Origin of the sequence: Escherichia sp. HH091_1A, from assembly GCF_030295175.1 — a bacterium.
Lineage (GTDB): Bacteria > Pseudomonadota > Gammaproteobacteria > Enterobacterales > Enterobacteriaceae > Escherichia > Escherichia coli_F.
Window position 1 is genome coordinate 5,430,098 of sequence record NZ_AP025747.1, and the last position, 24,379, is coordinate 5,454,476.

26 protein-coding genes are annotated in these 24,379 nt (G+C 52.3%); 17 read left to right on the forward strand and 9 right to left on the reverse strand.

Features of this window, described 5'->3' with window-relative positions; all coding sequences use genetic code 11:
- The first annotated feature begins 2 nt into the window (after window positions 1–2).
- The 3 genes from deoA to deoD are packed head-to-tail and all read left to right on the forward strand — an operon-like array spanning window position 3 to window position 3,376.
- Entirely contained in the window at window positions 3–1,325 is a 1,323-nt protein-coding gene (deoA, locus tag QUF14_RS27010; protein WP_000477829.1) for a thymidine phosphorylase, read from the forward strand.
- A gap of 51 nt (window positions 1,326–1,376) precedes the next feature.
- Window positions 1,377–2,600, forward strand: a complete 1,224-nt coding sequence (gene deoB, locus QUF14_RS27015) for a phosphopentomutase (RefSeq protein ID WP_000816471.1) — start codon at window positions 1,377–1,379, stop codon at window positions 2,598–2,600.
- Between the two features lie 56 nt (window positions 2,601–2,656).
- A complete protein-coding gene (gene deoD / locus QUF14_RS27020) occupies window positions 2,657–3,376 on the forward strand; it encodes a purine-nucleoside phosphorylase (RefSeq protein ID WP_000224877.1) in 720 nt (239 codons plus the stop codon).
- Between the two features lie 160 nt (window positions 3,377–3,536).
- Here deoD and QUF14_RS27025 read toward each other — a convergent pair whose 3' ends face one another.
- From QUF14_RS27025 to QUF14_RS27035, 3 genes are read right to left on the reverse strand one after another with little or no spacing between them, the layout of a single operon-like run.
- Window positions 3,537–3,800, reverse strand: a complete 264-nt coding sequence (locus QUF14_RS27025) for a sigma factor-like helix-turn-helix DNA-binding protein (RefSeq protein ID WP_000566246.1) — start codon at window positions 3,798–3,800, stop codon at window positions 3,537–3,539.
- A 31-nt stretch (window positions 3,801–3,831) separates the two neighbouring features.
- A complete protein-coding gene (gene lplA / locus QUF14_RS27030) occupies window positions 3,832–4,848 on the reverse strand; it encodes a lipoate--protein ligase (protein WP_000105852.1) in 1,017 nt (338 codons plus the stop codon).
- 27 nt (window positions 4,849–4,875) lie between these two features.
- Window positions 4,876–5,520: a YtjB family periplasmic protein gene (locus QUF14_RS27035; RefSeq protein WP_000124615.1), complete on the reverse strand. Its 645-nt coding sequence runs from the start codon at window positions 5,518–5,520 to the stop codon at window positions 4,876–4,878.
- A gap of 105 nt (window positions 5,521–5,625) precedes the next feature.
- Here QUF14_RS27035 and serB point away from each other — a divergent pair, with 105 nt between their 5' ends.
- The 5 genes from serB (at window position 5,626) to nadS (ending at window position 9,988) form a co-directional block, all read left to right on the forward strand.
- On the forward strand, window positions 5,626–6,594 hold the full coding sequence (gene serB / locus QUF14_RS27040) for a phosphoserine phosphatase (protein ID WP_001132947.1): 969 nt from the start codon (window positions 5,626–5,628) through the stop codon (window positions 6,592–6,594).
- Between the two features lie 48 nt (window positions 6,595–6,642).
- Complete coding sequence (gene radA / locus QUF14_RS27045; protein WP_001029698.1) at window positions 6,643–8,025, forward strand: DNA repair protein RadA; 1,383 nt, start codon at window positions 6,643–6,645, stop codon at window positions 8,023–8,025.
- Between the two features lie 20 nt (window positions 8,026–8,045).
- On the forward strand, window positions 8,046–9,278 hold the full coding sequence (gene nadR, locus QUF14_RS27050) for a multifunctional transcriptional regulator/nicotinamide-nucleotide adenylyltransferase/ribosylnicotinamide kinase NadR (RefSeq protein ID WP_000093831.1): 1,233 nt from the start codon (window positions 8,046–8,048) through the stop codon (window positions 9,276–9,278).
- A gap of 91 nt (window positions 9,279–9,369) precedes the next feature.
- Entirely contained in the window at window positions 9,370–9,702 is a 333-nt protein-coding gene (locus QUF14_RS27055) for a type II toxin-antitoxin system RelE/ParE family toxin (protein WP_000513551.1), read from the forward strand.
- Between the two features lies 1 nt (window position 9,703).
- Entirely contained in the window at window positions 9,704–9,988 is a 285-nt protein-coding gene (gene nadS, locus QUF14_RS27060; protein WP_000007436.1) for a NadS family protein, read from the forward strand.
- A gap of 55 nt (window positions 9,989–10,043) precedes the next feature.
- On the opposite strand, the gene ettA is transcribed toward nadS, so the two are convergent.
- On the reverse strand, window positions 10,044–11,711 hold the full coding sequence (gene ettA, locus QUF14_RS27065) for an energy-dependent translational throttle protein EttA (protein ID WP_100733587.1): 1,668 nt from the start codon (window positions 11,709–11,711) through the stop codon (window positions 10,044–10,046).
- A gap of 210 nt (window positions 11,712–11,921) precedes the next feature.
- Between ettA and sltY the strand changes: the two genes are divergently transcribed.
- Both sltY and trpR read left to right on the forward strand, forming a co-directional pair.
- Window positions 11,922–13,859 (forward strand): murein transglycosylase, encoded by a 1,938-nt coding sequence (gene sltY, locus QUF14_RS27070; protein ID WP_100733586.1) that lies wholly within the window; start codon window positions 11,922–11,924, stop codon window positions 13,857–13,859.
- 89 nt (window positions 13,860–13,948) lie between these two features.
- The gene (trpR, locus tag QUF14_RS27075; protein ID WP_000068678.1) at window positions 13,949–14,275 is read left to right on the forward strand and encodes a trp operon repressor; all 327 of its coding nucleotides are present in this window, start codon (window positions 13,949–13,951) and stop codon (window positions 14,273–14,275) included.
- On the opposite strand, the gene yjjX is transcribed toward trpR, so the two are convergent.
- The gene (yjjX, locus tag QUF14_RS27080) at window positions 14,269–14,784 is read right to left on the reverse strand and encodes an inosine/xanthosine triphosphatase (protein ID WP_001361184.1); all 516 of its coding nucleotides are present in this window, start codon (window positions 14,782–14,784) and stop codon (window positions 14,269–14,271) included. The two genes, trpR and yjjX, sit on opposite strands and share 7 nt — an antisense overlap.
- Before the next feature lie 51 nt (window positions 14,785–14,835).
- Here yjjX and gpmB point away from each other — a divergent pair, with 51 nt between their 5' ends.
- Complete coding sequence (gene gpmB, locus QUF14_RS27085) at window positions 14,836–15,483, forward strand: 2,3-diphosphoglycerate-dependent phosphoglycerate mutase GpmB (protein WP_000942351.1); 648 nt, start codon at window positions 14,836–14,838, stop codon at window positions 15,481–15,483.
- Here the strand turns inward: gpmB and robA are convergent.
- On the reverse strand, window positions 15,480–16,349 hold the full coding sequence (gene robA / locus QUF14_RS27090) for an MDR efflux pump AcrAB transcriptional activator RobA (RefSeq protein WP_000371666.1): 870 nt from the start codon (window positions 16,347–16,349) through the stop codon (window positions 15,480–15,482). The genes gpmB and robA overlap by 4 nt on opposite strands.
- 210 nt (window positions 16,350–16,559) lie before the next feature.
- On the opposite strand from robA, the gene creA reads away from it, so the two are divergent.
- Genes creA through creC form a run of 3 tightly spaced genes read left to right on the forward strand, consistent with a single transcriptional unit; the run spans window position 16,560 to window position 19,132 of the window.
- The gene (gene creA, locus QUF14_RS27095; protein ID WP_000875487.1) at window positions 16,560–17,033 is read left to right on the forward strand and encodes a protein CreA; all 474 of its coding nucleotides are present in this window, start codon (window positions 16,560–16,562) and stop codon (window positions 17,031–17,033) included.
- Between the two features lie 12 nt (window positions 17,034–17,045).
- Window positions 17,046–17,735 (forward strand): two-component system response regulator CreB, encoded by a 690-nt coding sequence (creB, locus tag QUF14_RS27100; protein ID WP_001188688.1) that lies wholly within the window; start codon window positions 17,046–17,048, stop codon window positions 17,733–17,735.
- The gene (gene creC, locus QUF14_RS27105) at window positions 17,735–19,132 is read left to right on the forward strand and encodes a two-component system sensor histidine kinase CreC (RefSeq protein WP_100733585.1); all 1,398 of its coding nucleotides are present in this window, start codon (window positions 17,735–17,737) and stop codon (window positions 19,130–19,132) included. Before creB ends, creC begins: the two co-directional genes overlap by 1 nt.
- 163 nt (window positions 19,133–19,295) lie before the next feature.
- Here the strand turns inward: creC and QUF14_RS27110 are convergent, their stop codons facing one another.
- Entirely contained in the window at window positions 19,296–20,495 is a 1,200-nt protein-coding gene (locus QUF14_RS27110; protein ID WP_100733723.1) for an IS91 family transposase, read from the reverse strand.
- A 9-nt stretch (window positions 20,496–20,504) separates the two neighbouring features.
- A complete protein-coding gene (locus QUF14_RS27115; RefSeq protein ID WP_000957850.1) occupies window positions 20,505–20,693 on the reverse strand; it encodes a hypothetical protein in 189 nt (62 codons plus the stop codon).
- A 211-nt stretch (window positions 20,694–20,904) separates the two neighbouring features.
- On the opposite strand from QUF14_RS27115, the gene creD reads away from it, so the two are divergent.
- A complete protein-coding gene (gene creD / locus QUF14_RS27120; protein ID WP_000920348.1) occupies window positions 20,905–22,257 on the forward strand; it encodes a cell envelope integrity protein CreD in 1,353 nt (450 codons plus the stop codon).
- A 59-nt stretch (window positions 22,258–22,316) separates the two neighbouring features.
- On the opposite strand, the gene arcA is transcribed toward creD, so the two are convergent.
- Window positions 22,317–23,033, reverse strand: coding sequence for a two-component system response regulator ArcA (arcA, locus tag QUF14_RS27125; RefSeq protein WP_001194358.1), 717 nt, complete (start codon window positions 23,031–23,033; stop codon window positions 22,317–22,319).
- 95 nt (window positions 23,034–23,128) lie between these two features.
- On the opposite strand from arcA, the gene yjjY reads away from it, so the two are divergent.
- Both yjjY and QUF14_RS27135 read left to right on the forward strand, forming a co-directional pair.
- Window positions 23,129–23,269, forward strand: a complete 141-nt coding sequence (gene yjjY, locus QUF14_RS27130; RefSeq protein WP_001303782.1) for a YjjY family protein — start codon at window positions 23,129–23,131, stop codon at window positions 23,267–23,269.
- A 399-nt stretch (window positions 23,270–23,668) separates the two neighbouring features.
- Complete coding sequence (locus QUF14_RS27135; protein WP_001223153.1) at window positions 23,669–24,355, forward strand: tRNA/rRNA methyltransferase; 687 nt, start codon at window positions 23,669–23,671, stop codon at window positions 24,353–24,355.
- Window positions 24,356–24,379: the final 24 nt, after the last annotated feature.

Here is a 24,379-nt window from a genome sequence, read left to right on the forward strand (position 1 = left end):
CCTTGTTTCTCGCACAAGAAATTATTCGTAAAAAACGTGATGGTCATGCGCTGAGCGATGAAGAAATTCGCTTCTTTATCAACGGCATTCGCGACAACACTATCTCCGAAGGGCAGATTGCCGCCCTCGCGATGACCATTTTCTTCCACGATATGACAATGCCGGAGCGTGTCTCGCTGACGATGGCGATGCGAGATTCAGGAACCGTTCTCGACTGGAAAAGCCTGCATCTGAATGGCCCGATTGTTGATAAACACTCGACCGGCGGCGTCGGCGATGTGACTTCGCTGATGTTGGGGCCGATGGTCGCTGCCTGTGGCGGCTATATTCCGATGATCTCCGGTCGTGGCCTCGGCCATACTGGCGGTACGCTCGACAAACTGGAATCCATCCCTGGCTTCGACATTTTCCCGGATGACAACCGTTTCCGCGAAATTATTAAAGACGTCGGCGTGGCGATTATCGGCCAGACCAGCTCACTGGCTCCGGCAGATAAACGTTTCTACGCGACCCGCGATATTACCGCAACCGTGGATTCCATCCCGCTGATCACTGCCTCGATCCTGGCGAAGAAACTTGCGGAAGGTCTGGACGCGCTGGTGATGGACGTGAAAGTGGGTAGCGGCGCGTTTATGCCGACCTACGAACTCTCTGAAGCCCTTGCCGAAGCGATTGTTGGCGTGGCTAACGGTGCTGGCGTGCGCACCACCGCGCTGCTCACCGATATGAATCAGGTGCTGGCCTCCAGTGCAGGTAACGCGGTTGAAGTTCGTGAAGCGGTGCAGTTCCTGACTGGTGAGTATCGTAATCCGCGTCTGTTTGATGTCACGATGGCACTGTGCGTGGAGATGCTTACCTCCGGCAAACTGGCGAAAGATGATGCCGAAGCGCGCGCGAAATTGCAGGCGGTACTGGACAACGGTAAAGCGGCAGAAGTCTTTGGTCGTATGGTAGCGGCACAAAAAGGCCCGACCGACTTCGTTGAGAACTACGCGAAGTATCTGCCGACAGCGATGCTGACGAAAGCAGTCTATGCTGATACCGAAGGTTTTGTCAGTGAAATGGATACCCGCGCGCTGGGAATGGCAGTGGTTGCAATGGGCGGCGGTCGCCGTCAGGCATCTGACACCATCGATTACAGCGTCGGCTTTACTGATATGGCGCGTCTGGGCGACCAGGTCGACGGCCAGCGTCCGCTGGCGGTTATCCACGCGAAAGACGAAAACAGCTGGCAGGAAGCGGCGAAAGCGGTGAAAGCGGCAATTAAACTTGCCGATAAAGCACCGGAAAGCACACCAACTGTCTATCGCCGTATCAGCGAATAACGGTATACTGATCTGATCATTTAAATTTGAAGCACTGAGTACGGAGAACATATGAAACGTGCATTTATTATGGTGCTGGACTCATTCGGCATCGGCGCTACAGAAGATGCAGAACGCTTTGGTGACGTCGGGGCTGACACCCTGGGTCATATCGCAGAAGCTTGCGCCAAAGGCGAAGCTGATAATGGTCGTAAAGGCCCGCTCAATCTGCCAAATCTGACCCGTCTGGGGTTGGCGAAAGCACACGAAGGTTCTACCGGTTTCATTCCGGCGGGAATGGACGGCAACGCTGAAGTTATCGGCGCGTACGCATGGGCGCACGAAATGTCATCCGGTAAAGACACCCCGTCTGGTCACTGGGAAATCGCCGGTGTCCCGGTTCTGTTTGAGTGGGGATACTTCTCCGATCACGAAAACAGCTTCCCGCAAGAGCTACTGGATAAACTGGTCGAGCGCGCTAATCTGCCGGGTTACCTCGGTAACTGCCACTCTTCCGGTACGGTCATTCTGGATCAGCTGGGCGAAGAGCACATGAAAACCGGCAAGCCGATTTTCTATACCTCCGCTGACTCCGTGTTCCAGATTGCCTGCCATGAAGAAACTTTCGGTCTGGATAAACTCTACGAACTGTGCGAAATCGCCCGTGAAGAGCTGACCAACGGCGGCTACAACATCGGTCGTGTTATCGCTCGTCCGTTTATCGGCGACAAAGCCGGTAACTTCCAGCGTACCGGTAACCGTCATGACCTGGCTGTTGAACCGCCAGCACCGACCGTGCTGCAGAAACTGGTTGATGAAAAACACGGCCAGGTGGTTTCTGTCGGTAAAATTGCAGACATCTACGCTAACTGCGGCATCACCAAAAAAGTGAAAGCGACCGGCCTGGACGCGCTGTTTGACGCCACCATCAAAGAGATGAAAGAAGCGGGTGATAACACCATCGTCTTCACCAACTTCGTTGACTTCGACTCTTCCTGGGGTCACCGTCGCGACGTTGCCGGTTATGCTGCGGGTCTGGAACTGTTCGACCGCCGTCTGCCAGAGCTGATGTCTTTGCTGCGCGATGACGACATCCTGATCCTCACTGCTGACCATGGTTGTGATCCGACCTGGACCGGTACTGACCATACCCGTGAACACATTCCGGTACTGGTTTACGGCCCGAAAGTAAAACCGGGTTCGCTGGGGCACCGTGAAACTTTCGCGGATATCGGCCAGACTCTGGCAAAATATTTTGGTACTTCTGATATGGAATATGGCAAAGCCATGTTCTGATGGATTTGGGCGGAGCAGTGACTCCGCCTTTAATATGTCACAAAAAGGATAAAATGATGGCTACTCCACACATTAATGCAGAAATGGGCGATTTCGCTGACGTAGTTTTGATGCCAGGCGACCCGCTGCGTGCGAAGTATATTGCTGAAACTTTCCTTGAAGATGCTCGTGAAGTGAACAACGTTCGCGGTATGCTGGGCTTCACCGGTACTTACAAAGGCCGCAAAATTTCTGTAATGGGCCACGGTATGGGTATCCCGTCCTGCTCCATCTACACTAAAGAACTGATCACCGATTTCGGCGTGAAGAAAATCATTCGCGTTGGTTCCTGTGGTGCAGTTCTGCCGCACGTAAAACTGCGTGACGTAGTGATTGGTATGGGTGCCTGCACCGATTCCAAAGTTAACCGCATCCGTTTTAAAGACCATGACTTTGCAGCTATCGCTGACTTCGACATGGTGCGTAACGCAGTAGATGCAGCTAAAGCACTGGGCATTGATGCGCGCGTTGGTAACCTGTTCTCCGCTGACCTGTTCTACTCTCCGGACGGCGAAATGTTCGACGTGATGGAAAAATACGGCATTCTCGGTGTGGAAATGGAAGCTGCTGGTATCTACGGCGTCGCTGCAGAATTCGGCGCGAAAGCCCTGACCATCTGCACCGTGTCTGACCACATCCGCACTCACGAGCAGACCACTGCCGCTGAGCGTCAGACCACCTTCAACGACATGATCAAAATCGCACTGGAATCCGTTCTGCTGGGCGATAAAGAGTAATTGTGTTTCGCTGAAAGGCGATTGTCGTGTGAAGCCGGAGCGGGAGACCGCTCCGGCTTTTTAGTATTTATTCATCAATAGCAACTGATTTATAGATTCACTATTATTTTTCATATGGATAGAAAATTAAATCCATTCGAGTATCTATTCACGAATCTATTCATTTATGTTCAGCCGTCATCCAGTAAGGGCATATCAGCAACTCTGGCAGACAACCATAAATTCCTGCCATTTTGTTTTTGATGTTTGAACTAAGCCGTTCCGTCTTTTCGATTTGTTTTAGAGAATTAATCGAGATACCCAACATTTTACTAACTTCAGCAAGTGATAGTTTATGCCTGATACGCACGGCGGTTAGCCAGGATATACCCTGGCTGAACATTAAATTGATAATCTCCCGTTCCTGGTTCTTCAGATCGATCATATTTCCTTCCCTGGATATTTTAATCAGCGAGTTACCGCACCGCCCCTGCCATCCACGTCGACAACTCCCTTAGCTCTTTTTCCTGTTCAGGGAAGTCAACCAACAGCGCTTCACACTCTTGTTGCAGCATGTCAGCGCGGTACAGGCAGCCTTGCAGTCGTCCGGCGAGAGCTTCCAGAGGTGCGGGGTTGAGGCTATCGGTAAACACCTGGGCGCGGGTGATATGGCCTTTTTCGACGTCGAAATGCAGTTCTACGCCGCCCCAGGTAAAGCGTTCATCCAGCAGATGCGAGAACGCTGGAGCCTGTCCGAAATTCCATTCCCAGCTACTCTGGCGGGCAAAGGTTTCGGCGAAGTTCGGCAAGTCCGGCGTTTTGTCCGGGGAGATAATTTCCGCTTCTACACGCTCGCCATAATGGGCGAAAAAGGCCTCGGTTATGGCTTCGCAAACCTGCTCGTGGGTAATTCCCGGCAGCAATTCGGTCAGATTGGTCACGCGGGAACGTACCGACGTAATGCCTTTCGCCGCCAGTTTCTTTTTATCCGGGTTGAGATAGTTTGCCAGGCGGCTAAGGTCGGCATTGAGTAGCAAGGTGCCGTGATGGAAGCCACGATCTTTGGTTTCGCGATAGGCCGAGCCTGAGACTTTACGGTCGCCTTCGGCGGTTTTCACCACCAAATCGTTACGTCCGGACGCTTCGGCGCTGACACCGAGCGCGTTCAGTGCATTGAGCACAATCGAGGTGGAGATCGTTTTATCGTATTCCGGCTTGCCAGCCATGAAGGTAAAACAGGTATTGCCGAGATCGTGGAACACCGCGCCGCCACCGCTACTGCGCCGTGCCAGGCGAACGTTATCTTCTTCCATCCGCCGGGTATTACACTCTTTCCACGGGTTCTGCGCGCGACCAATCACTACCGTGTCGGCATTGCGCCAGAGAAACAAAACGCGCTGCGTGGCGGGCATCTGGCGAAAAATACACTCCTCTACCGCCAGGTTAAACCACGGGTCGTAAGAGTCAGAGATGAGCAGGCGTAATGTGGACATAACGATTTCCTTTCTTGTAGTAATGGGTCACTCTTTTTTCTCGCTTTCTTCCTCTTCCGGCACCGGTTTGCTGGCGGTTAACAGGAAGGGGGATTGCTGCCAGCGGGTGCGTTTACCCTGTAGCAGCGTGCGGGTCAGCACTACGCCGATTGCCAGCGAGAGCAACAACATCAGGCGTAAAATGTTAGTGGTGTTATCCACCTGTTGAGCTTCGGTGGCGAGCGTATGGGTGTCGAGCGTCAGGCGCAGATAGCCAAGCGGACCATTTTTCCCTGCAATGGGTTCGACAATCTGCTGGTTAAAATAGCCGCCCGCTTTTTTACCGTCGAGCGCCAGCCGGTCACGCACTTCGACGCTTTCGCCAGAACGGGCGATAAGATCGCCTTGTTCGTCATACACGCCCGCGTCGAGGATGCGGCTTTCATCCGTTAACTGATCGAGGATCGCCTGAATACGTTTTTCATCCGGCGAGTCGGTACGCATCAGCGGCGCAACGTTCAGCGTCACCTGCCGCGCCAGGGTGCGGGCCAGTTCTTCCAGCTGCGGATTACGCTGTCGCTGGTGGTTTTGACTAAACCATGATGCCCCCTGCATCAGCGCCACTAACAAGGCAAGACAGAACAGGACAATCACTGCCCGATGCAGCCGGAATTTCAGTTTTGTGCGAGCCATCTTCCACCCTTTGAAAATTTGAGACTTAATGTTGCCAGAAGCAATGGATACAAGGTAGCCTCATGCGTTATTTTCCCTGCTTCGAACGATTTTACAGGAGCCTTAATGCCTAACATTACCTGGTGCGACCTGCCTGAAGATGTCTCTTTATGGCCTGGTCTGCCTCTTTCATTAAGTGGTGATGAAGTGATGCCACTGGATTACCACGCAGGTCGTAGCGGCTGGCTGCTGTATGGTCGTGGGCTGGATAAACAACGTCTGACCCAATACCAGAGCAAACTGGGCGCGGCGATGGTGATTGTTGCCGCCTGGTGCGTGGAAGATTATCAGGTGATTCGTCTGGCAGGTTCGCTTACCGCCCGGGCTACGCGCCTGGCCCATGAAGCACAACTGGATGTCGCGCCGCTGGGGAAAATTCCGCATCTGCGCACGCCAGGTCTGCTGGTGATGGACATGGATTCCACCGCCATTCAGATTGAATGTATTGACGAAATTGCCAAACTGGCCGGAACGGGCGAGATGGTGGCGGAAGTAACCGAGCGGGCGATGCGCGGCGAACTCGATTTTGCTGCCAGCTTGCGCAGTCGAGTGGCAACGCTGAAAGGCGCTGACGCCAATATTCTGCAACAGGTGCGTGAAAATCTGCCGCTGATGCCAGGCTTAACGCAACTGGTACTCAAGCTGGAAACGCTGGGCTGGAAAGTGGCGATTGCCTCCGGCGGTTTTACCTTCTTTGCCGAATACCTGCGCGATAAGCTGCGCCTGACCGCCGTAGTAGCCAATGAACTGGAGATCATGGACGGTAAATTTACCGGTAATGTGATTGGCGACATTGTAGACGCTCAGTATAAAGCGAAAACCCTGACCCGCCTGGCGCAGGAGTATGAAATCCCGCTGGCGCAAACCGTGGCGATTGGCGATGGTGCCAACGACCTGCCGATGATCAAAGCGGCAGGTCTGGGGATTGCCTACCATGCCAAGCCAAAAGTGAATGAAAAGACGGAAGTCACCATCCGTCACGCTGACCTGATGGGGGTATTCTGCATCCTCTCTGGCAGCCTGAATCAGAAGTAATTGCCCGCCCGTCATCCTGCGGGCGGCACAGCATTAACGAGGTACACCGTGGCAAAAGCTCCAAAACGCGCCTTTGTTTGTAATGAATGCGGGGCCGATTATCCGCGCTGGCAGGGGCAGTGCAGCGCCTGCCATGCCTGGAACACCATCACCGAGGTGCGTCTTGCTGCGTCGCCAACGGTGGCGCGTAACGAGCGTCTCAGTGGCTATGCCGGTAGCGCCGGGGTAGCAAAAGTCCAGAAACTCTCCGATATCAGCCTTGAGGAGTTGCCGCGTTTTTCCACCGGATTTAAAGAGTTCGACCGCGTATTAGGCGGCGGCGTAGTGCCAGGAAGCGCTATTCTGATTGGCGGTAACCCAGGCGCGGGGAAATCCACGCTGCTACTGCAAACGCTGTGCAAACTGGCGCAGCAGATGAAAACGCTATATGTCACTGGCGAAGAGTCGCTGCAACAGGTGGCAATGCGCGCTCATCGCCTCGGCCTGCCGACTGACAATCTCAATATGTTGTCGGAAACCAGCATCGAACAGATCTGCCTGATTGCCGAAGAAGAGCAACCGAAGCTGATGGTCATTGACTCCATCCAGGTGATGCATATGGCGGATGTTCAGTCATCGCCTGGCAGCGTGGCACAGGTGCGTGAAACGGCGGCTTATCTGACGCGCTTCGCCAAAACGCGCGGTGTGGCGATTGTCATGGTGGGGCACGTAACCAAAGATGGTTCGCTGGCTGGCCCTAAAGTGCTGGAACACTGTATCGACTGTTCGGTGCTTCTGGACGGCGATGCCGACTCCCGTTTCCGCACCTTACGCAGTCATAAAAACCGTTTCGGCGCGGTGAATGAGCTGGGCGTCTTCGCGATGACTGAACAGGGACTGCGTGAAGTTAGCAACCCTTCCGCCATCTTCTTAAGTCGCGGCGATGAAGTGACCTCCGGCAGCTCAGTGATGGTGGTGTGGGAAGGAACGCGTCCGCTGCTGGTGGAGATCCAGGCGCTGGTCGATCACTCGATGATGGCGAATCCACGCCGCGTCGCAGTAGGGCTGGAGCAAAACCGTCTGGCAATCCTGCTGGCGGTGCTTCACCGTCACGGTGGCCTGCAAATGGCCGATCAGGATGTGTTTGTGAACGTGGTCGGTGGCGTGAAGGTAACCGAAACCAGTGCCGATTTAGCATTACTGCTGGCGATGGTTTCCAGCCTGCGTGACAGACCGCTGCCGCAGGATCTGGTGGTGTTTGGTGAAGTCGGGCTGGCAGGTGAGATCCGTCCAGTGCCCAGTGGCCAGGAACGAATCTCTGAAGCGGCGAAACACGGTTTTCGGCGGGCGATTGTTCCGGCAGCCAACGTGCCGAAAAAAGCGCCGGAAGGGATGCAGATTTTTGGCGTTAAAAAACTCTCCGACGCGCTTAGCGTGTTCGACGACTTATAATGAGAGATAGGGAGGGAGATATGTCGTCATTTGATTATCTGAAAACTGCCATCAAGCAACAGGGCTGTACGCTACAGCAGGTGGCTGATGCCAGCGGTATGACCAAAGGGTATTTAAGCCAGTTACTGAATGCCAAAATTAAAAGCCCCAGCGCGCAAAAGCTGGAGGCGTTGCACCGTTATTTGGGACTTGAATTTCCCCGGCAGAAGAAAACTATTGGTGTTGTATTCGGTAAGTTTTACCCGCTGCATACCGGACATATCTACCTTATCCAGCGTGCCTGTAGTCAGGTTGACGAGCTGCATATCATTATGGGCTTTGACGCTACCCGCGACCGCGCGTTGTTCGAAGACAGCGCCATGTCGCAGCAGCCCACGGTGCCGGATCGTCTGCGCTGGTTATTGCAAACTTTTAAATATCAGAAAAATATTCGCATTCATGCATTCAACGAAGAGGGCATGGAGCCGTATCCGCATGGCTGGGATGTGTGGAGCAACGGCATCAAAAAGTTTATGGCTGAAAAAGGGATCCAGCCGGATCTGATCTACACCTCGGAAGAAGCCGACGCGCCGCAGTATATGGAACATCTGGGGATCGAAACGGTATTGGTCGATCCGAAACGTACTTTTATGAGTATCAGTGGTGCGCAGATCCGCGAAAATCCGTTCCGCTACTGGGAATATATTCCTACCGAAGTGAAGCCGTTCTTTGTGCGCACCGTGGCGATCCTCGGCGGCGAATCGAGCGGTAAATCCACCCTGGTAAACAAACTTGCCAATATCTTCAACACTACCAGTGCATGGGAATATGGTCGCGATTATGTCTTTTCACATCTTGGCGGCGATGAGATCGCATTGCAGTATTCCGACTACGATAAAATCGCACTTGGACACGCTCAATATATTGATTTTGCAGTAAAATATGCCAATAAAGTGGCGTTTATCGACACCGATTTTGTGACAACTCAGGCGTTCTGCAAAAAGTACGAAGGGCGCGAGCATCCGTTCGTACAGGCGCTGATCGATGAATACCGTTTTGATCTGGTGATTCTGCTGGAGAACAACACGCCGTGGGTGGCGGATGGTTTACGCAGTCTCGGCAGTTCGGTGGATCGCAAAGAGTTCCAGAACTTGCTGGTGGAAATGCTGGAAGAGAACAATATCGAATTTGTGCGGGTTGAAGAGGACGATTACGACAGCCGTTTCCTGCGCTGCGTGGAGTTGGTGCGGGAGATGATGGGGGAGCAGGGATAATCATCTTTATAAGATGTTGAGTGATATTACTGATTCAAAAGTGTACTTAGTACTCCATTTTGGTGTACAATGTACCTGCCAGGGAAGGGTAATGGGCAAGGCGATAATATTTATAGAGACGCCAATGTTTACGCGTCAGATCAAGCAGATTGCAACCGATGATGAATTAAAGGAATTGCAAAAAGAACTCATCGGAACTCCCGATAAAGGTGATCTCATTCAGCAGACTGGTGGATTGCGTAAAGTCCGAATGGCTGCGGGTTCACAGGGAAAAAGTGGTAGTGTCAGAATAATTTACTTTCTGGCGACGGAAGAGATTATTTATTTGATTATGGCCTATCCGAAGAATGCCAAAGACAGTCTGACAGATACGGAAAAAGCTCAACTAAAGAAGTTGACGAAACTGCTCAAAGGTGAGGTATAAAATGAGTTTTTTTGATGAGTTGAAAACCTCTCTGGAAGAGGCTGTCGAGATTAAACAAGGTTTAAAAGAACCTGCACGGGTGACCCGCTACGAAATTGCGGATGTTAAAGCTATTCGTGAGCAACTCAACGTTTCGCAAAGTGAGATGGCAAAAGCTCTGGGAACCAGTGTGGATACCATTAAAAGCTGGGAATCGAAGCGAAGAAATCCTACGGGATTGGCTGCAAAAGTACTTGCCACAATTAAAGAAAATCCTGCCTTTTTCCGGGAACTTGCCTCCCATTAATCATTTAACTATTACCGGATGCGATGCTGGCGCGCCGCATCCGGCATTTTACGCATTACTTCGCAATACGCTTGTACTTGATACGCTTCGGCTCCAGCGCGTCTGCGCCCAGCGTGCGTTTCTTGTACTCTTCGTACTCGGTAAAGTTACCTTCAAAGAACTCAACTTTACCTTCATCCTGGTAATCCAGAATGTGTGTGGCGATACGGTCGAGGAACCAACGGTCGTGCGAGATAACCATCGCGCAGCCCGGGAACTCCAGCAGGGCGTTTTCCAGCGCACGCAGGGTTTCGATATCCAGGTCGTTGGTCGGTTCGTCGAGCAGCAGCATGTTGCCGCCAACCTGCAGCAGCTTCGCCAGATGCAGACGACCACGCTCACCACCGGAGAGTTCACCAACGCGTTTACCCTGATCAACCCCTTTAAAGTTGAAGCGGCCAACGTAGGCGCGGCTTGGCATCTCGGTGTTACCGATCTTCATGATATCCAGCCCGCCGGAAACTTCTTCCCAAACGGTTTTGCTGTTATCCATTGAGTCACGGAACTGATCGACAGATGCCAGTTTCACCGTTTCACCTAAAGTGATGGTGCCGCTGTCTGGTTGTTCCTGACCAGAGATCATACGGAACAGTGTTGATTTGCCCGCGCCGTTCGGACCGATGATCCCGACGATCGCCCCTTTAGGGATCGAGAAGCTCAGGGAGTCAATCAGCAGGCGATCGCCGTAAGATTTACGCAGGTTGCTGACTTCCAGCACTTTATCGCCCAGACGCGGTCCTGGCGGAATAAACAGTTCGTTGGTTTCGTTACGTTTCTGATATTCGGTGCTGTTCAGCTCTTCAAAGCGCGCCAGACGTGCTTTACCTTTCGACTGACGGCCTTTAGTTCCCTGACGTACCCACTCCAGCTCTTTCTCGATCGACTTACGACGCGCTGCTTCTTGTGAAGCTTCCTGCGCCAGACGCTGATCTTTCTGCTCCAGCCAGGAGGAGTAGTTACCTTCCCACGGAATACCTTCACCGCGGTCAAGTTCGAGGATCCAGCCTGCAACGTTATCGAGGAAGTAACGGTCGTGGGTAATCGCCACCACGGTGCCCTCGAAGTCGTGCAGGAAGCGTTCCAGCCACGCTACGGATTCGGCATCCAGGTGGTTGGTCGGTTCGTCGAGCAGCAGCATGTCTGGTTTTTCCAACAGCAGGCGGCACAACGCCACGCGACGACGCTCACCACCGGAAAGGTTAGCGATTTTCGCGTCCCAGTCCGGCAGACGCAGCGCATCAGCCGCACGCTCCAGCTGAACGTTCAGGTTATGACCGTCATGAGCCTGAATGATCTCTTCCAGACGGCCTTGTTCAGCGGCCAGCTTGTCAAAATCGGCATCCGGATCGGCGTACAGCGCATACACTTCATCCAGACGTTTCAGAGCGTTAACCACTTCAGAAACCGCTTCTTCAATGGACTCACGCACGGTGTGTTCCGGGTTCAGCTGAGGTTCCTGCGGCAGGTAACCAATCTTGATATCCGGTTGCGGACGCGCTTCACCTTCGATGTCTTTATCAATGCCCGCCATAATGCGCAGCAGGGTAGACTTACCCGCGCCGTTCAGACCCAGGACACCAATTTTTGCCCTAGGGAAGAAACTCAGAGAGATGTTTTTCAAAATATGACGTTTCGGCGGAACAACTTTGCCGACACGATGCATGGTATAAACGAATTGAGCCACGTTGGACTTCGCCTCTATGTTTATCGTGATGATGAGTTTTCAAAGGCGAAGTGTAGCCTGTTTCCTTATCTAATCCCAGCCGGTCGATCACCCTCGCAGTAAAAGTAAAAAAGTGTCCGTAACGTGGCGTAAACGGCAATGACTGGTTAGCATAAATCTATTACGCGGCATGACGCTGCATTGATGTATTGACACTTAGAGGATGCGCTTGTGGAAAAAGCCAAACACGTTACCTGGCGGCTGTTGGCTGTCGGTGTCTGTCTGCTGACGGTCAGCAGCGTGGCGCGAGCCGACTCACTGGATGAGCAGCGTAGCCGTTACGCGCAAATTAAGCAGGCCTGGGATAATCGACAAATGGATGTGGTCGAACAAATGATGCCTGGACTGAAGGATTATCCACTTTATCCCTATCTGGAATACCGCCAGATCACCGATGATCTGATGAATCAACCGGCGGTGACGGTCACTAACTTTGTTCGCGCTAACCCCACGCTTCCTCCCGCTCGCACGCTACAATCTCGTTTCGTCAATGAACTGGCGCGGCGTGAAGACTGGCGTGGTTTGTTAGCCTTTAGCCCGGAAAAGCCAGGAACTACCGAAGCGCAATGTAATTACTACTATGCGAAATGGAATACCGGGCAGAGTGAAGAAGCCTGGCAAGGGGCGAAAGAGCTGTGGCTAACCGGCAAGAGCCAGCCTAACGCCTGTGACAAGTTATTTAGCGTCTGGCGTGCGTCAGGCAAACAAGATCCGCTGGCGTATCTGGAGCGTATCCGTCTGGCGATGAAAGCGGGTAACACAGGCCTGGTGACAGTGCTGGCAGGGCAGATGCTTGCCGATTACCAGACTATCGCCTCGGCAATCATTTCACTGGCGAACAACCCTAATACGGTACTGACCTTCGCGCGTACAACCGGAGCGACCGATTTTACCCGTCAAATGGCGGCGGTGGCGTTTGCCAGTGTGGCGCGGCAGGATGCTGAAAATGCACGGCTGATGATCCCATCGCTTGCTCAGGCACAGCAGCTTAATGAAGATCAGATTCAGGAACTGCGCGATATCGTCGCCTGGCGTTTGATGGGCAACGATGTCACCGACGAGCAGGCGAAATGGCGCGATGACGCCATTATGCGCTCGCAATCCACCTCGTTGATTGAACGCCGAGTACGGATGGCGCTTGGTACTGGCGATCGGCGTGGCCTGAATACCTGGCTGGCGCGTTTGCCGATGGAAGCGAAAGAGAAAGATGAATGGCGTTACTGGCAGGCCGATTTATTGCTGGAACGCGGACGCGAAGCTGAAGCGAAAGAGATTCTGCATCAACTCATGCAACAGCGTGGTTTCTACCCGATGGTTGCTGCACAGCGCATCGGCGAAGAGTATGAGCTGAAGATTGATAAAGCGCCGCAGAATGTTGACAGCACCCTGACTCAGGGGCCGGAGATGGCGCGCGTGCGCGAGTTGATGTACTGGAATCTCGATAACACCGCGCGTAGCGAGTGGGCCAATCTGGTGAAGAGCAAGTCAAAAACAGAGCAGGCACAGCTGGCACGGTATGCTTTCAACAACCAATGGTGGGATCTCAGCGTTCAGGCGACGATCGCCGGGAAGTTGTGGGATCATCTGGAAGAGCGATTCCCGCTGGCCTACAACGATCTTTTCAAACGTTACACCAGCGGTAAGGAGATCCCGCAAAGCTATGCGATGGCGATTGCCCGTCAGGAGAGCGCCTGGAATCCGAAAGTGAAGTCACCGGTAGGGGCCAGCGGGCTGATGCAGATTATGCCTGGTACGGCGACCCATACGGTGAAGATGTTCTCTATTCCTGGCTACAGCAGCCCTGGGCAATTGCTGGATCCGGAAACGAACATCAACATCGGCACCAGTTACCTGCAATATGTTTATCAGCAGTTTGGCAATAACCGTATTTTCGCCTCAGCAGCTTATAACGCCGGACCTGGACGAGTGCGCACCTGGCTTGGCAACAGCGCTGGTCGAATCGACGCAGTGGCATTTGTCGAGAGTATTCCGTTCTCTGAGACGCGCGGTTATGTGAAGAACGTGCTGGCTTATGACGCTTACTACCGCTATTTCATGGGGGATAAACCAACGTTGATGAGCGCCACGGAATGGGGACGTCGTTACTGATCCGCACGTTTATGATATGCTATCGTACTCTTTAGCGAGTACAACCGGGGGAGGCATTTTGCTTCCCCCGCTAACAATGGCGACATATTATGGCCCAACAATCACCCTATTCAGCAGCGATGGCAGAACAGCGTCACCAGGAGTGGTTACGTTTTGTCGACCTGCTTAAGAATGCCTACCAAAACGATCTCCATTTACCGTTGTTAAACCTGATGCTGACGCCAGATGAGCGCGAAGCGTTGGGGACTCGCGTGCGTATTGTCGAAGAGCTGTTGCGCGGCGAAATGAGCCAGCGTGAGTTGAAAAATGAACTCGGCGCTGGCATCGCGACGATTACGCGTGGATCTAACAGTCTGAAAGCCGCGCCTGTCGAGCTGCGCCAGTGGCTGGAAGAGGTGTTGCTGAAAGATCACTGATACACGGCATTATGAAACGGACTCAGCGCCAGGATCACCGCCTGGTGATAGACGCTGGCGCGAGTGAGCTTCCCGGCGGTAAATACGCCGATTGCACCTTCTTTACGGCCAATTTCATCAATGCCGGTATAACGCGACATCACGGGGCCGAGCGCCTCGCCTTCACGCACTTTCTCCAGAATCACCGCAGGTAACGGCAAAGTTGCCGAACGCGCTTCGCCGCGCTGGCTGGTGTTTTCAATCACCACCCAACTGAAGGTGCTGTCGCCATCAATGCCAGCTTCAATCGCCACCCAAAAATCAGCCTCTGGATGTAAACGGCGGGCATTTGCTACCCGATTTCGTGCGCCAGCGCGCGTTTCCTCACTGCCAAAGGGCTGTTCCGGTACACCGCTCTCGACGGCAACGGATGCAATATGGCAGGATCCTTCGCCGAAGATCTCGTGAAATGCCTGCAGAATGGCCTGAATTTTAGCGGGATTGGTGGTCGCACAGACAACTTGGTGCATAATCAGCATTACTCAGAAAATTAACGTTACAGCAGTATACGGAAAAAAAGCATGTTACAGGTATACCTAGTCCGCCACGGTGAAACGCAGTGGAACGCCGAGCGACGTATTCAGGGCCAGTCTGATAGCCCGCTGACTGCCAAAGGTGAGCAACAGGCGATGCAGGTGGCGACCCGTGCCAAAGAGCTTGGCATTACGCATATCATCAGTAGCGATTTAGGGCGCACCCGCCGCACGGCGGAAATCATCGCCCAGGCCTGCGGCTGTGACATCATCTTTGATTCTCGCCTGCGTGAATTAAATATGGGTGTACTGGAAACAAGAAATATCGATTCACTCACCGAAGAAGAAGAAAACTGGCGTCGCCAACTGGTCAATGGCACTGTCGACGGACGTATTCCTGAAGGCGAGTCTATGCAGGAGCTCAGCGATCGTGTCAATGCGGCACTGGAATCTTGTCGGGAATTACCGCAGGGAAGCCGACCGCTGCTGGTGAGCCACGGTATTGCACTGGGATGCCTGGTGAGTACGATTCTCGGATTACCAGCATGGGCAGAGCGTCGCTTACGTCTGCGTAACTGTTCTATTTCGCGCGTGGATTATCAGGAAAGCTTGTGGCTGGCGTCTGGCTGGGTGGTTGAAACCGCAGGGGACATCTCGCATCTGGACGCCCCTGCATTAGATGAGCTGCAGCGTTAACGACGGATCGGAATCAGCAGTTCACAGCGCAGATTAATTGGGCGATCTCCCGCTTTGGCATCTTCTGCCGGGTAGTATCGCTCAATATCCTGACCTTTACGGCGCGTCAGGTTAAGCATTGGCATGCACGTTCCGTATACCGTCAGGATAAACTCCTGCACGCCTGTTCCCAGACCTTCATAGGTAAACATCACATATTCACCGCCTTGCAGCATCACAGGATGCCCGGTCAATACATAGCCATCTGCCTGATCCTGGGCTAATGCGGTGGTATAGAACACCTCTTGCTCGTCGTCTTTATCCTGGCTCGGACGCGTTTCATTCAGGCCGTAGAGCACAGGCGGAATGGTCGGCGCGTTGCCAAGAAAATCGTGCCAGAACTGATAACGCATTTCATGGCGGAAATCAGAGATTTGTTCCAGCGAACAGGAGTAACTCTGGGTAACACCAATCAGCGGCGTATCTTCCAGGGTGACAAATTTGTGCTCTGGCATGGTGAATTCACCCAGACGCAGCGGCGGGCGAATACCAAAGGCGCTCCATTCAGGAGAACGGCGGTAAAGAGCAGGAGTTTGGGCAAACTGCTTCTTGAATGCGCGAGTAAATGTCTGTTGAGAGTCGAAGCGGTATTGCAGCGCGATATCCAGAATCGGACGCGCAGTCAGGCGTAGTGCGACCGCCGATTTCGACAAACGACGAGCACGAATATACGCGCCAATAGCATGACCAGTGACATCTTTAAACATTCTCTGTAAGTGCCACTTGGAATAACCTGCTTTCGCCGCTACATTGTCGAGCGACAGGGGCTGATCCAGATGACCTTCCAGCCAGATTAAAAGGTCGCGAATAATGCCGGCCTGATCCATAAAATATCCTCATCCTTTCAACAACGAGCACCTGACATCAGGTAATTGGATAATAGCATTTTTTGCTGTTTTAGCATTCAGTGTTTTTTTCTTAGTCGAGTATGTTTTAGGTCTTGACGGAAATAAAAGTATTGAGATTTTGTTCTTAATCAATATGTTATTTATCGTGGTGAACTAATTGCTCATGTCATAGATAAAAATGGTAACAATATGAAATACAAGCATTTGATTCTGTCTTTAAGCCTGATAATGCTGGGGCCGTTGGCTCATGCAGAAGAGATTGGTTCGGTCGACACTGTATTTAAAATGATCGGCCCTGATCACAAAATTGTCGTAGAAGCCTTTGACGATCCCGATGTGAAAAATGTCACCTGTTATGTGAGCCGGGCGAAAACCGGCGGTATTAAAGGGGGATTGGGCCTGGCGGAAGATACTTCCGATGCGGCTATTTCTTGTCAGCAAGTCGGGCCGATTGAACTGTCAGATCGCATTAAAAACGGCAAAGCTCAGGGCGAGGTAGTATTCAAAAAACGCACGTCGTTGGTCTTTAAGTCGTTACAGGTCGTGCGCTTTTATGACGCTAAACGCAACGCGCTCGCTTACCTGGCTTACTCCGACAAAGTTGTAGAAGGTTCGCCGAAAAATGCGATTAGCGCGGTTCCTGTCATGCCGTGGCGGCAATAACAGAGGCGATCTATGCAACGGGAAACGGTCTGGTTAGTAGAAGACGAGCAAGGGATAGCCGACACGCTAGTCTACATGTTGCAACAGGAAGGTTTTGACGTCGAGGTCTTTGAGCGAGGCTTGCCGGTGCTGGATAAAGCTCGCCAGCAGGTTCCCGATGTCATGATTCTCGATGTTGGTTTGCCTGATATCAGCGGCTTTGAATTGTGCCGCCAGTTACTGGCGCTCCATCCGGCGTTACCTGTACTGTTCCTGACGGCCCGAAGTGAAGAGGTCGATCGCCTGCTTGGGCTGGAAATTGGCGCTGACGACTACGTGGCTAAACCGTTTTCACCTCGCGAAGTGTGCGCCAGAGTGCGCACCTTACTGCGTCGGGTGAGGAAGTTCTCGACGCCGTCTCCCGTTATCCGTATTGGTCATTTTGAATTGAATGAACCTGCGGCGCAGATCAGCTGGTTTGACACGCCATTAACGCTGACGCGGTATGAGTTTTTGCTGCTGAAAACATTACTCAAGTCGCCGGGCCGCGTCTGGTCCCGCCAGCAACTGATGGATAGCGTGTGGGAAGATGCGCAGGACACCTACGATCGCACCGTCGATACCCACATTAAAACGCTGCGTGCCAAGCTGCGCGCCATTAACCCCGATCTTTCCCCGATTAATACTCATCGCGGCATGGGATATAGCCTGAGGGGACTGTAATGCGTATCGGCATGAGGTTGTTGCTGGGCTATTTTTTACTGGTGGCAGTGGCGGCCTGGTTCGTACTGGCAATTTTTGTCAAAGAAGTTAAACCGGGCGTGCGAAGAGCAACGGAGGGAACGTTGATCGACACCGCAACATTGCTGGCAGAGCTGGCGCGTTCTGATTTGCTCTCTGGTGATCCAACGCATGGGCAACTGGCGCAGGCGTTTAATCAGCTACAACATCGCCCGTTTCGCGCCAATATCGGTGGCATTAACAAAGTGCGCAATGAATATCATGTCTATATGACCGATGCGCAGGGCAAAGTATTGTTCGATTCGGCAAATAAAGCCGTTGGACAGGATTACTCGCGCTGGAATGACGTCTGGCTAACGTTGCGTGGTCAGTATGGTGCGCGCAGCACATTGCAAAATCCTGACGATCCCGAAAGTTCTGTGATGTATGTTGCCGCGCCAATTATGGACGGCTCGCGGCTTATTGGCGTTTTGAGCGTAGGCAAACCGAACGCGGCGATGGCTCCGGTCATTAAGCGCAGCGAGCGGCGAATTTTATGGGCCAGCGCCATTTTGTTGGGGATTGCACTGGTGATTGGCGCAGGCATGGTTTGGTGGATCAACCGCTCCATTGCCCGGCTCACTCGCTATGCTGATTCTGTCACTGACAATAAGCCCGTTCCTCTCCCCGATCTCGGTAGTAGCGAGCTGCGTAAACTCGCGCAGGCGCTGGAAAGTATGCGCGTGAAGCTGGAAGGGAAAAACTATATTGAGCAGTATGTTTATGCGTTAACTCATGAGCTAAAAAGCCCACTGGCGGCGATTCGTGGAGCGGCGGAAATTTTACGCGAAGGTCCGCCGCCGGAAGTGGTGGCTCGTTTTACCGACAACATTCTGACGCAAAATGCGCGAATGCAGGCACTGGTGGAAACGTTACTACGCCAGGCAAGACTGGAGAATCGTCAGGAAGTCGTTTTGACTGCTGTTGATGTGGCGGCATTATTTCGCCGCGTCAGCGAAGCGCGCACCGTGCAGTTGGCGGAAAAAAACATCACTCTACATGTTATGCCCACCGAGGTTAATGTTGCTGCTGAACCGACGTTACTGGAGCAGGCGCTGGGGAATTTACTGGATAACGCCATCGATTTTACCCCCGAGAGCGGTCGTATAACGCTAAGCGCCGAAGTGGAGCAGAAACACGTCACGCTTAAGGTGCTGGATACCGGTAGTGGTATTCCTGACTACGCGCTTTCACGTATTTTTGAACGCTTTTACTCTTTGCCGCGTGCAAATGGGCAAAAAAGCAGCGGTCTGGGGTTGGCGTTCGTCAGTGAGGTCGCCCGTTTGTTTAACGGCGAAGTCACGCTGCACAACGTGCAGGAAGGTGGCGTGCACGTATAGGAAATTGAAAAACCAGACGATACCGCTGTCCACGCCTTATGCCACGTGAGCTCTTCTGCTTTTCCCACCACTCCGGTGTTTTCTCTCTCTGCATGGTCGATTCTTATACCGCAACAGGCTGTTTTTTATTCCTGCACCAATTCCTGGGCACACTTAGCCTGCGTCAGGCCGGCATATACCTCAGCAGACTGATATCCCGCGCGTTTTTCTTCAGCCCTGATACATTCAGCCCCGCAAGGGCCCGGCGGTATACCATCCGGCCGCCACACAGCACGCATTCGAACGGGTCACGACTCAGGAACTGTTTCACCATTTGTGCATAGCACACTTTCGCCACCGGTTCCGGTTTATCCATCCCCAGAGCCCGGTACACCTTCGGCAGCTTCTCTCCACACACCCGGTTGGCAAGGAACCCGAAGTACCTCACCATCTTAAAAAACTTCTCCGGGATGTGCTGTTTCAGCCTCGCGACCAGCTCCCGCTGCGTCAGTGTTTCCGTCGCCGTTTCTCCCGTTTTGTGGTCCAGGTAACGGAAGCTCAGGCTTGCCCCTCCGTTGTAATGTGCCAGCCGGGAAGCCGCTATTGGTGGCTTCTTCAGATAACGACCCAGGTAGCGTGCCGTATTCCGCCCGCCGGCCGTCTTCTTCGACATGTACACATGCCAGTATTTTCCGCCGGCTTTCAGCACCAGGCTTCTCCACTGTGATTCCGTCGTGATATGTGACAACGACTCCGGCATCGCCATCCCCTCTGACCACGCTTTCAGAAGCAACTGCCGCATATTCCACATCCACCGCGAACGCATCGCGTCTTTCAGGAAGCTCAGCTTTTTCCACTGACCGTGCTTATTCAGCCCCCCGCAGGTTACTGACACATGTACATGCGGATGCCAGTTGAGACGACGGCCATATGTGTGGATGGCGCAGAAGATACCGGGTTCCAGCCCCCGTTTTCGGGCGGCATACAGCAGATTCTCCACCGCCAGACGGCACACGTCATTCAGCAGCCAACGGTTGCTTTCGAACACCGGCCACAGCGTGGCCGGCAGGGTGAAGACCAGGTGTACCCAGTCGCAGTCAGGAAGACGATTCAGCTGTGTCGCTGTCCACAGGTCTGTGGCCTTTTTTCCGCAGGACGGGCAGGCACGGCTGCCACATGAGTTAGTGACGTATCTGACGTGGGGACAGTCAGGTTTATCGCAGTTGTATTCCTTCACGCCCAGTATCCGCGTGCCGCAGGCCAGCATTTTGGTGACAGCCTCAACCTCGATATCGCGCAGACCGCCCGCATCCAGGAAGGACGTCCAGCACTGGTTGGCTGTGAACAGGCGTTTCAGAGGGCGGGGAGTAAAACCGGATAACATGAGGACGGATTAACCCCCGGTATCCTGTAGCAGGGTAAGGGCTGCTGTGTCGCCACGGTGCTCCAGGATGGAGGCAGCGACCATCGCAGGTGGTGGGTCCATGGGTTTGAGCATCTTCATCCAGTCCCATTCACGTTGTGAGAGCTTCTCAGCACCAACAGAGAGCAGAACTGTATCGATACTTTTGCGGGTCAACATAAGGGGATGAGTCCTTAATAAAACAGGTCCTCAGAGCATACATATTCTGCGGGGCGTGCGGCAACAACAGGACGAACAGGGCCGGTTTTCAATTTGCAGTCGTCAGGCTGCCGTGGTTCTGGCCTCGCTTCGACTTCACCGTCACTTCACATAGCTTCAAATTCTTCCCACATAGCCTTTGTAACCTGCGGTCATTGCAAAGGAGAAGACTATGTTGAAATCCCCCCTGTTCTGGAAAATGACCACCCTGTTTGGTGCAGTATTGCTGTTGTTGATTCCGATAATGCTGATTCGGCAGGTGATTGTCGAACGTGCCGATTACCGTAGCGATGTGGAAGATGCGATTCGGCAAAGTACCAGCGGGCCGCAGAAACTTGTTGGACCGCTCATCGCTATTCCTGTGACCGAGCTTTATACGGTGCAGGAAGAGGATAAAACCGTGGAGCGGAAACGAAGTTTTATCCATTTTTGGTTACCTGAGTCATTGATGGTTGATGGCAATCAGAACGTGGAAGAACGCAAGATTGGGATTTATACCGGTCAGGTCTGGCATAGTGATTTAACGCTAAAAGCCGATTTTGATGTTTCGCGTCTTAGCGAACTCAATGCGCCAAATATCACCTTAGGCAAGCCATTTATTGTGATTGGCGTCGGGGATGCGCGTGGTATAGGTGTGGTGAAAGCACCTGACGTTAACGGAACGGCGCTGACCATTGAACCCGGTACCGGGTTAGAGCAAGGCGGGCAGGGCGTGCATATCCCTTTACCCGAAGGGGACTGGCGGAAGCAGAACCTGAAGCTGAATATGGCGCTGAATTTAAGCGGTACCGGCAATCTTTCTGTGGTGCCTGCCGGGCGTAATAGCGAAATGACCTTAACCAGCAACTGGCCGCATCCCAGTTTTTTAGGTGATTTTCTGCCAGCCAAACGGGAAGTCAGCGAGTCTGGTTTTCAGGCGCAATGGCAAAGCAGCTGGTTTGCTAATAATCTCGGTGAGCGTTTTGCTTCAGGTAATGATACCGGCTGGGAAAACTTCCCGGCGTTTAGCGTCGCAGTGACGACGCCAGCCGATCAATACCAATTAACGGATCGGGCGACTAAGTACGCTATTTTGCTGATTGCGCTGACTTTTATGGCCTTCTTTGTTTTTGAAACGCTTACCGATCAACGTTTACACCCGATGCAATATTTACTGGTGGGGCTTTCATTGGTGATGTTTTATTTGCTCTTGCTGGCGCTTTCTGAACATACCGGTTTTACCGTGGCATGGATAATCGCCAGCCTGATAGGGGCGTTAATGAACGGTATTTACTTGCAGGCGGTATTAAAAGGCTGGCGCAACAGCATGTTGTTTACTCTCGCGCTGTTGTTGCTGGATGGTGTGATGTGGGGACTGCTCAACTCTGCCGATAGCGCACTGTTATTGGGAACCAGTGTGCTGATGGTGGCGCTGGCCGGCATGATGTTTGTGACCCGTAATATCGACTGGTATGCGTTTTCACTGCCGAAAATGAAAGCCAGTAAAGAAGTTACAACGGACGATGAGTTACGTATCTGGAAATAAGGTTGAAAAATAAAAACGGCGCTAAAAAGCGCCGTTTTTTTTGACGGTGGTAAAGCCGATTAATCTTCCAGATCACCGCAGAAGCGATAACCTTCACCGTGAATGGTGGCGATGATTTCCGGCGTATCCGGCGTAGATTCGAAATGTTTACGAATACGGCGGATCGTCACGTCTACAGTACGGTCGTGCGGTTTCAGCTCACGGCCGGTCATTTTCTTCAGCAGTTCAGCACGGGACTGAATTTTGCCTGGGTTTTCACAGAAGTGAAGCATGGCGCGGAACTCGCTGCGCGGCAGCTTGTACTGCTCGCCATCAGGGCCGATCAGCGAACGGCTGTTGATGTCCAGTTCCCAACCATTGAACTTGTAGCTTTCAACGCTACGACGTTCTTCGCTGACAGTACCCAGATTCATGGTACGAGACAGCAGGTTGCGTGCACGAATAGTCAGTTCACGCGGGTTGAACGGTTTGGTGATGTAATCATCTGCACCGATTTCGAGGCCGAGAATTTTATCGACTTCGTTGTCACGGCCAGTCAGGAACATCAACGCAACATTCGCCTGCTCGCGCAGTTCACGCGCTAACAGAAGACCGTTCTTACCCGGCAGATTGATATCCATGATCACCAGGTTGATGTCATATTCAGAGAGGATCTGATGCATTTCCGCGCCATCTGTCGCTTCGAAAACATCATAGCCTTCCGCTTCGAAAATACTTTTCAACGTGTTGCGTGTTACCAACTCGTCTTCAACGATAAGAATGTGCGGGGTCTGCATGTTTGCTACCTAAATTGCCAACTAAATCGAAACAGGAAGTACAAAAGTCCCTGACCTGCCTGATGCATGCTGCAAATTAACATGATCGGCGTAACATGACTAAAGTACGTAATTGCGTTCTTGATGCACTTTCCATCAACGTCAACAACATCATTAGCTTGGTCGTGGGTACTTTCCCTCAGGACCCGACAGTGTCAAAAACGGCTGTCATCCTAACCATTTTAACAGCAACATAACAGGCTAAGAGGGGCCGGACACCCAATAAAACTACGCTTCGTTGACATATATCAAGTTCAATTGTAGCACGTTAACAGTTTGATGAAATCATCGTATCTAAATGCTAGCTTTCGTCACATTATTTTAATAATCCAACTAGTTGCATCATACAACTAATAAACGTGGTGAATCCAATTGTCGAGATTTATTTTTTATAAAATTATCCTAAGTAAACAGAAGGATATGTAGCATTTTTTAACAATTCAACCATTAGTATAGTCAGGAAATAGTTTAGCCTTTTTTAAGTTAAGTGAAGGGCTTTTTCTGCGACTTACGTTAAGGGTTTGTAAATTCGATCCGCGTAATAAGTTGACAATGATCACCCTGTGCGCGGTTATTAGGTCAAGAAGAGTGTCAATATGCGTATAACGATTATTCTGGTCGCACCCGCCAGAGCAGAAAATATTGGGGCAGCGGCGCGGGCAATGAAAACGATGGGGTTTAGCGAGCTGCGAATTGTCGATAGTCAGGCACACCTGGAGCCAGCTACCCGCTGGGTCGCACATGGATCTGGTGATATTATTGATAATATTAAAGTTTTCCCAACTCTGGCTGAATCGTTACACGATGTCGACTTCACTGTCGCCACCACTGCACGCAGTCGGGCGAAATATCATTACTACGCCACGCCGGTGGAACTGGTGCCGCTGTTAGAGGAAAAATCCTCGTGGATGAGCCATGCAGCGCTGGTGTTTGGTCGCGAAGATTCCGGGCTGACTAACGAGGAGTTAGCCTTGGCTGACGTTCTTACTGGTGTGCCGATGGTGGCAGATTATCCTTCGCTCAATCTGGGGCAGGCGGTGATGGTTTATTGCTATCAATTAGCAACATTAATACAACAACCGGCCAAAAGTGACACAACGGCAGACCAACATCAACTGCAAGCTTTACGCGAACGAGCCATGTCATTGCTGACGACCCTGGCAGTGGCAGATGACACAAAACTGGTCGACTGGTTACAACAACGGCTGGGGCTTTTAGAGCAACGAGACACGGCAATGTTGCATCGTTTGCTGCATGATATTGAAAAAAATATCACCAAATAAAAAACGCCTTAGTAAGTATTTTTC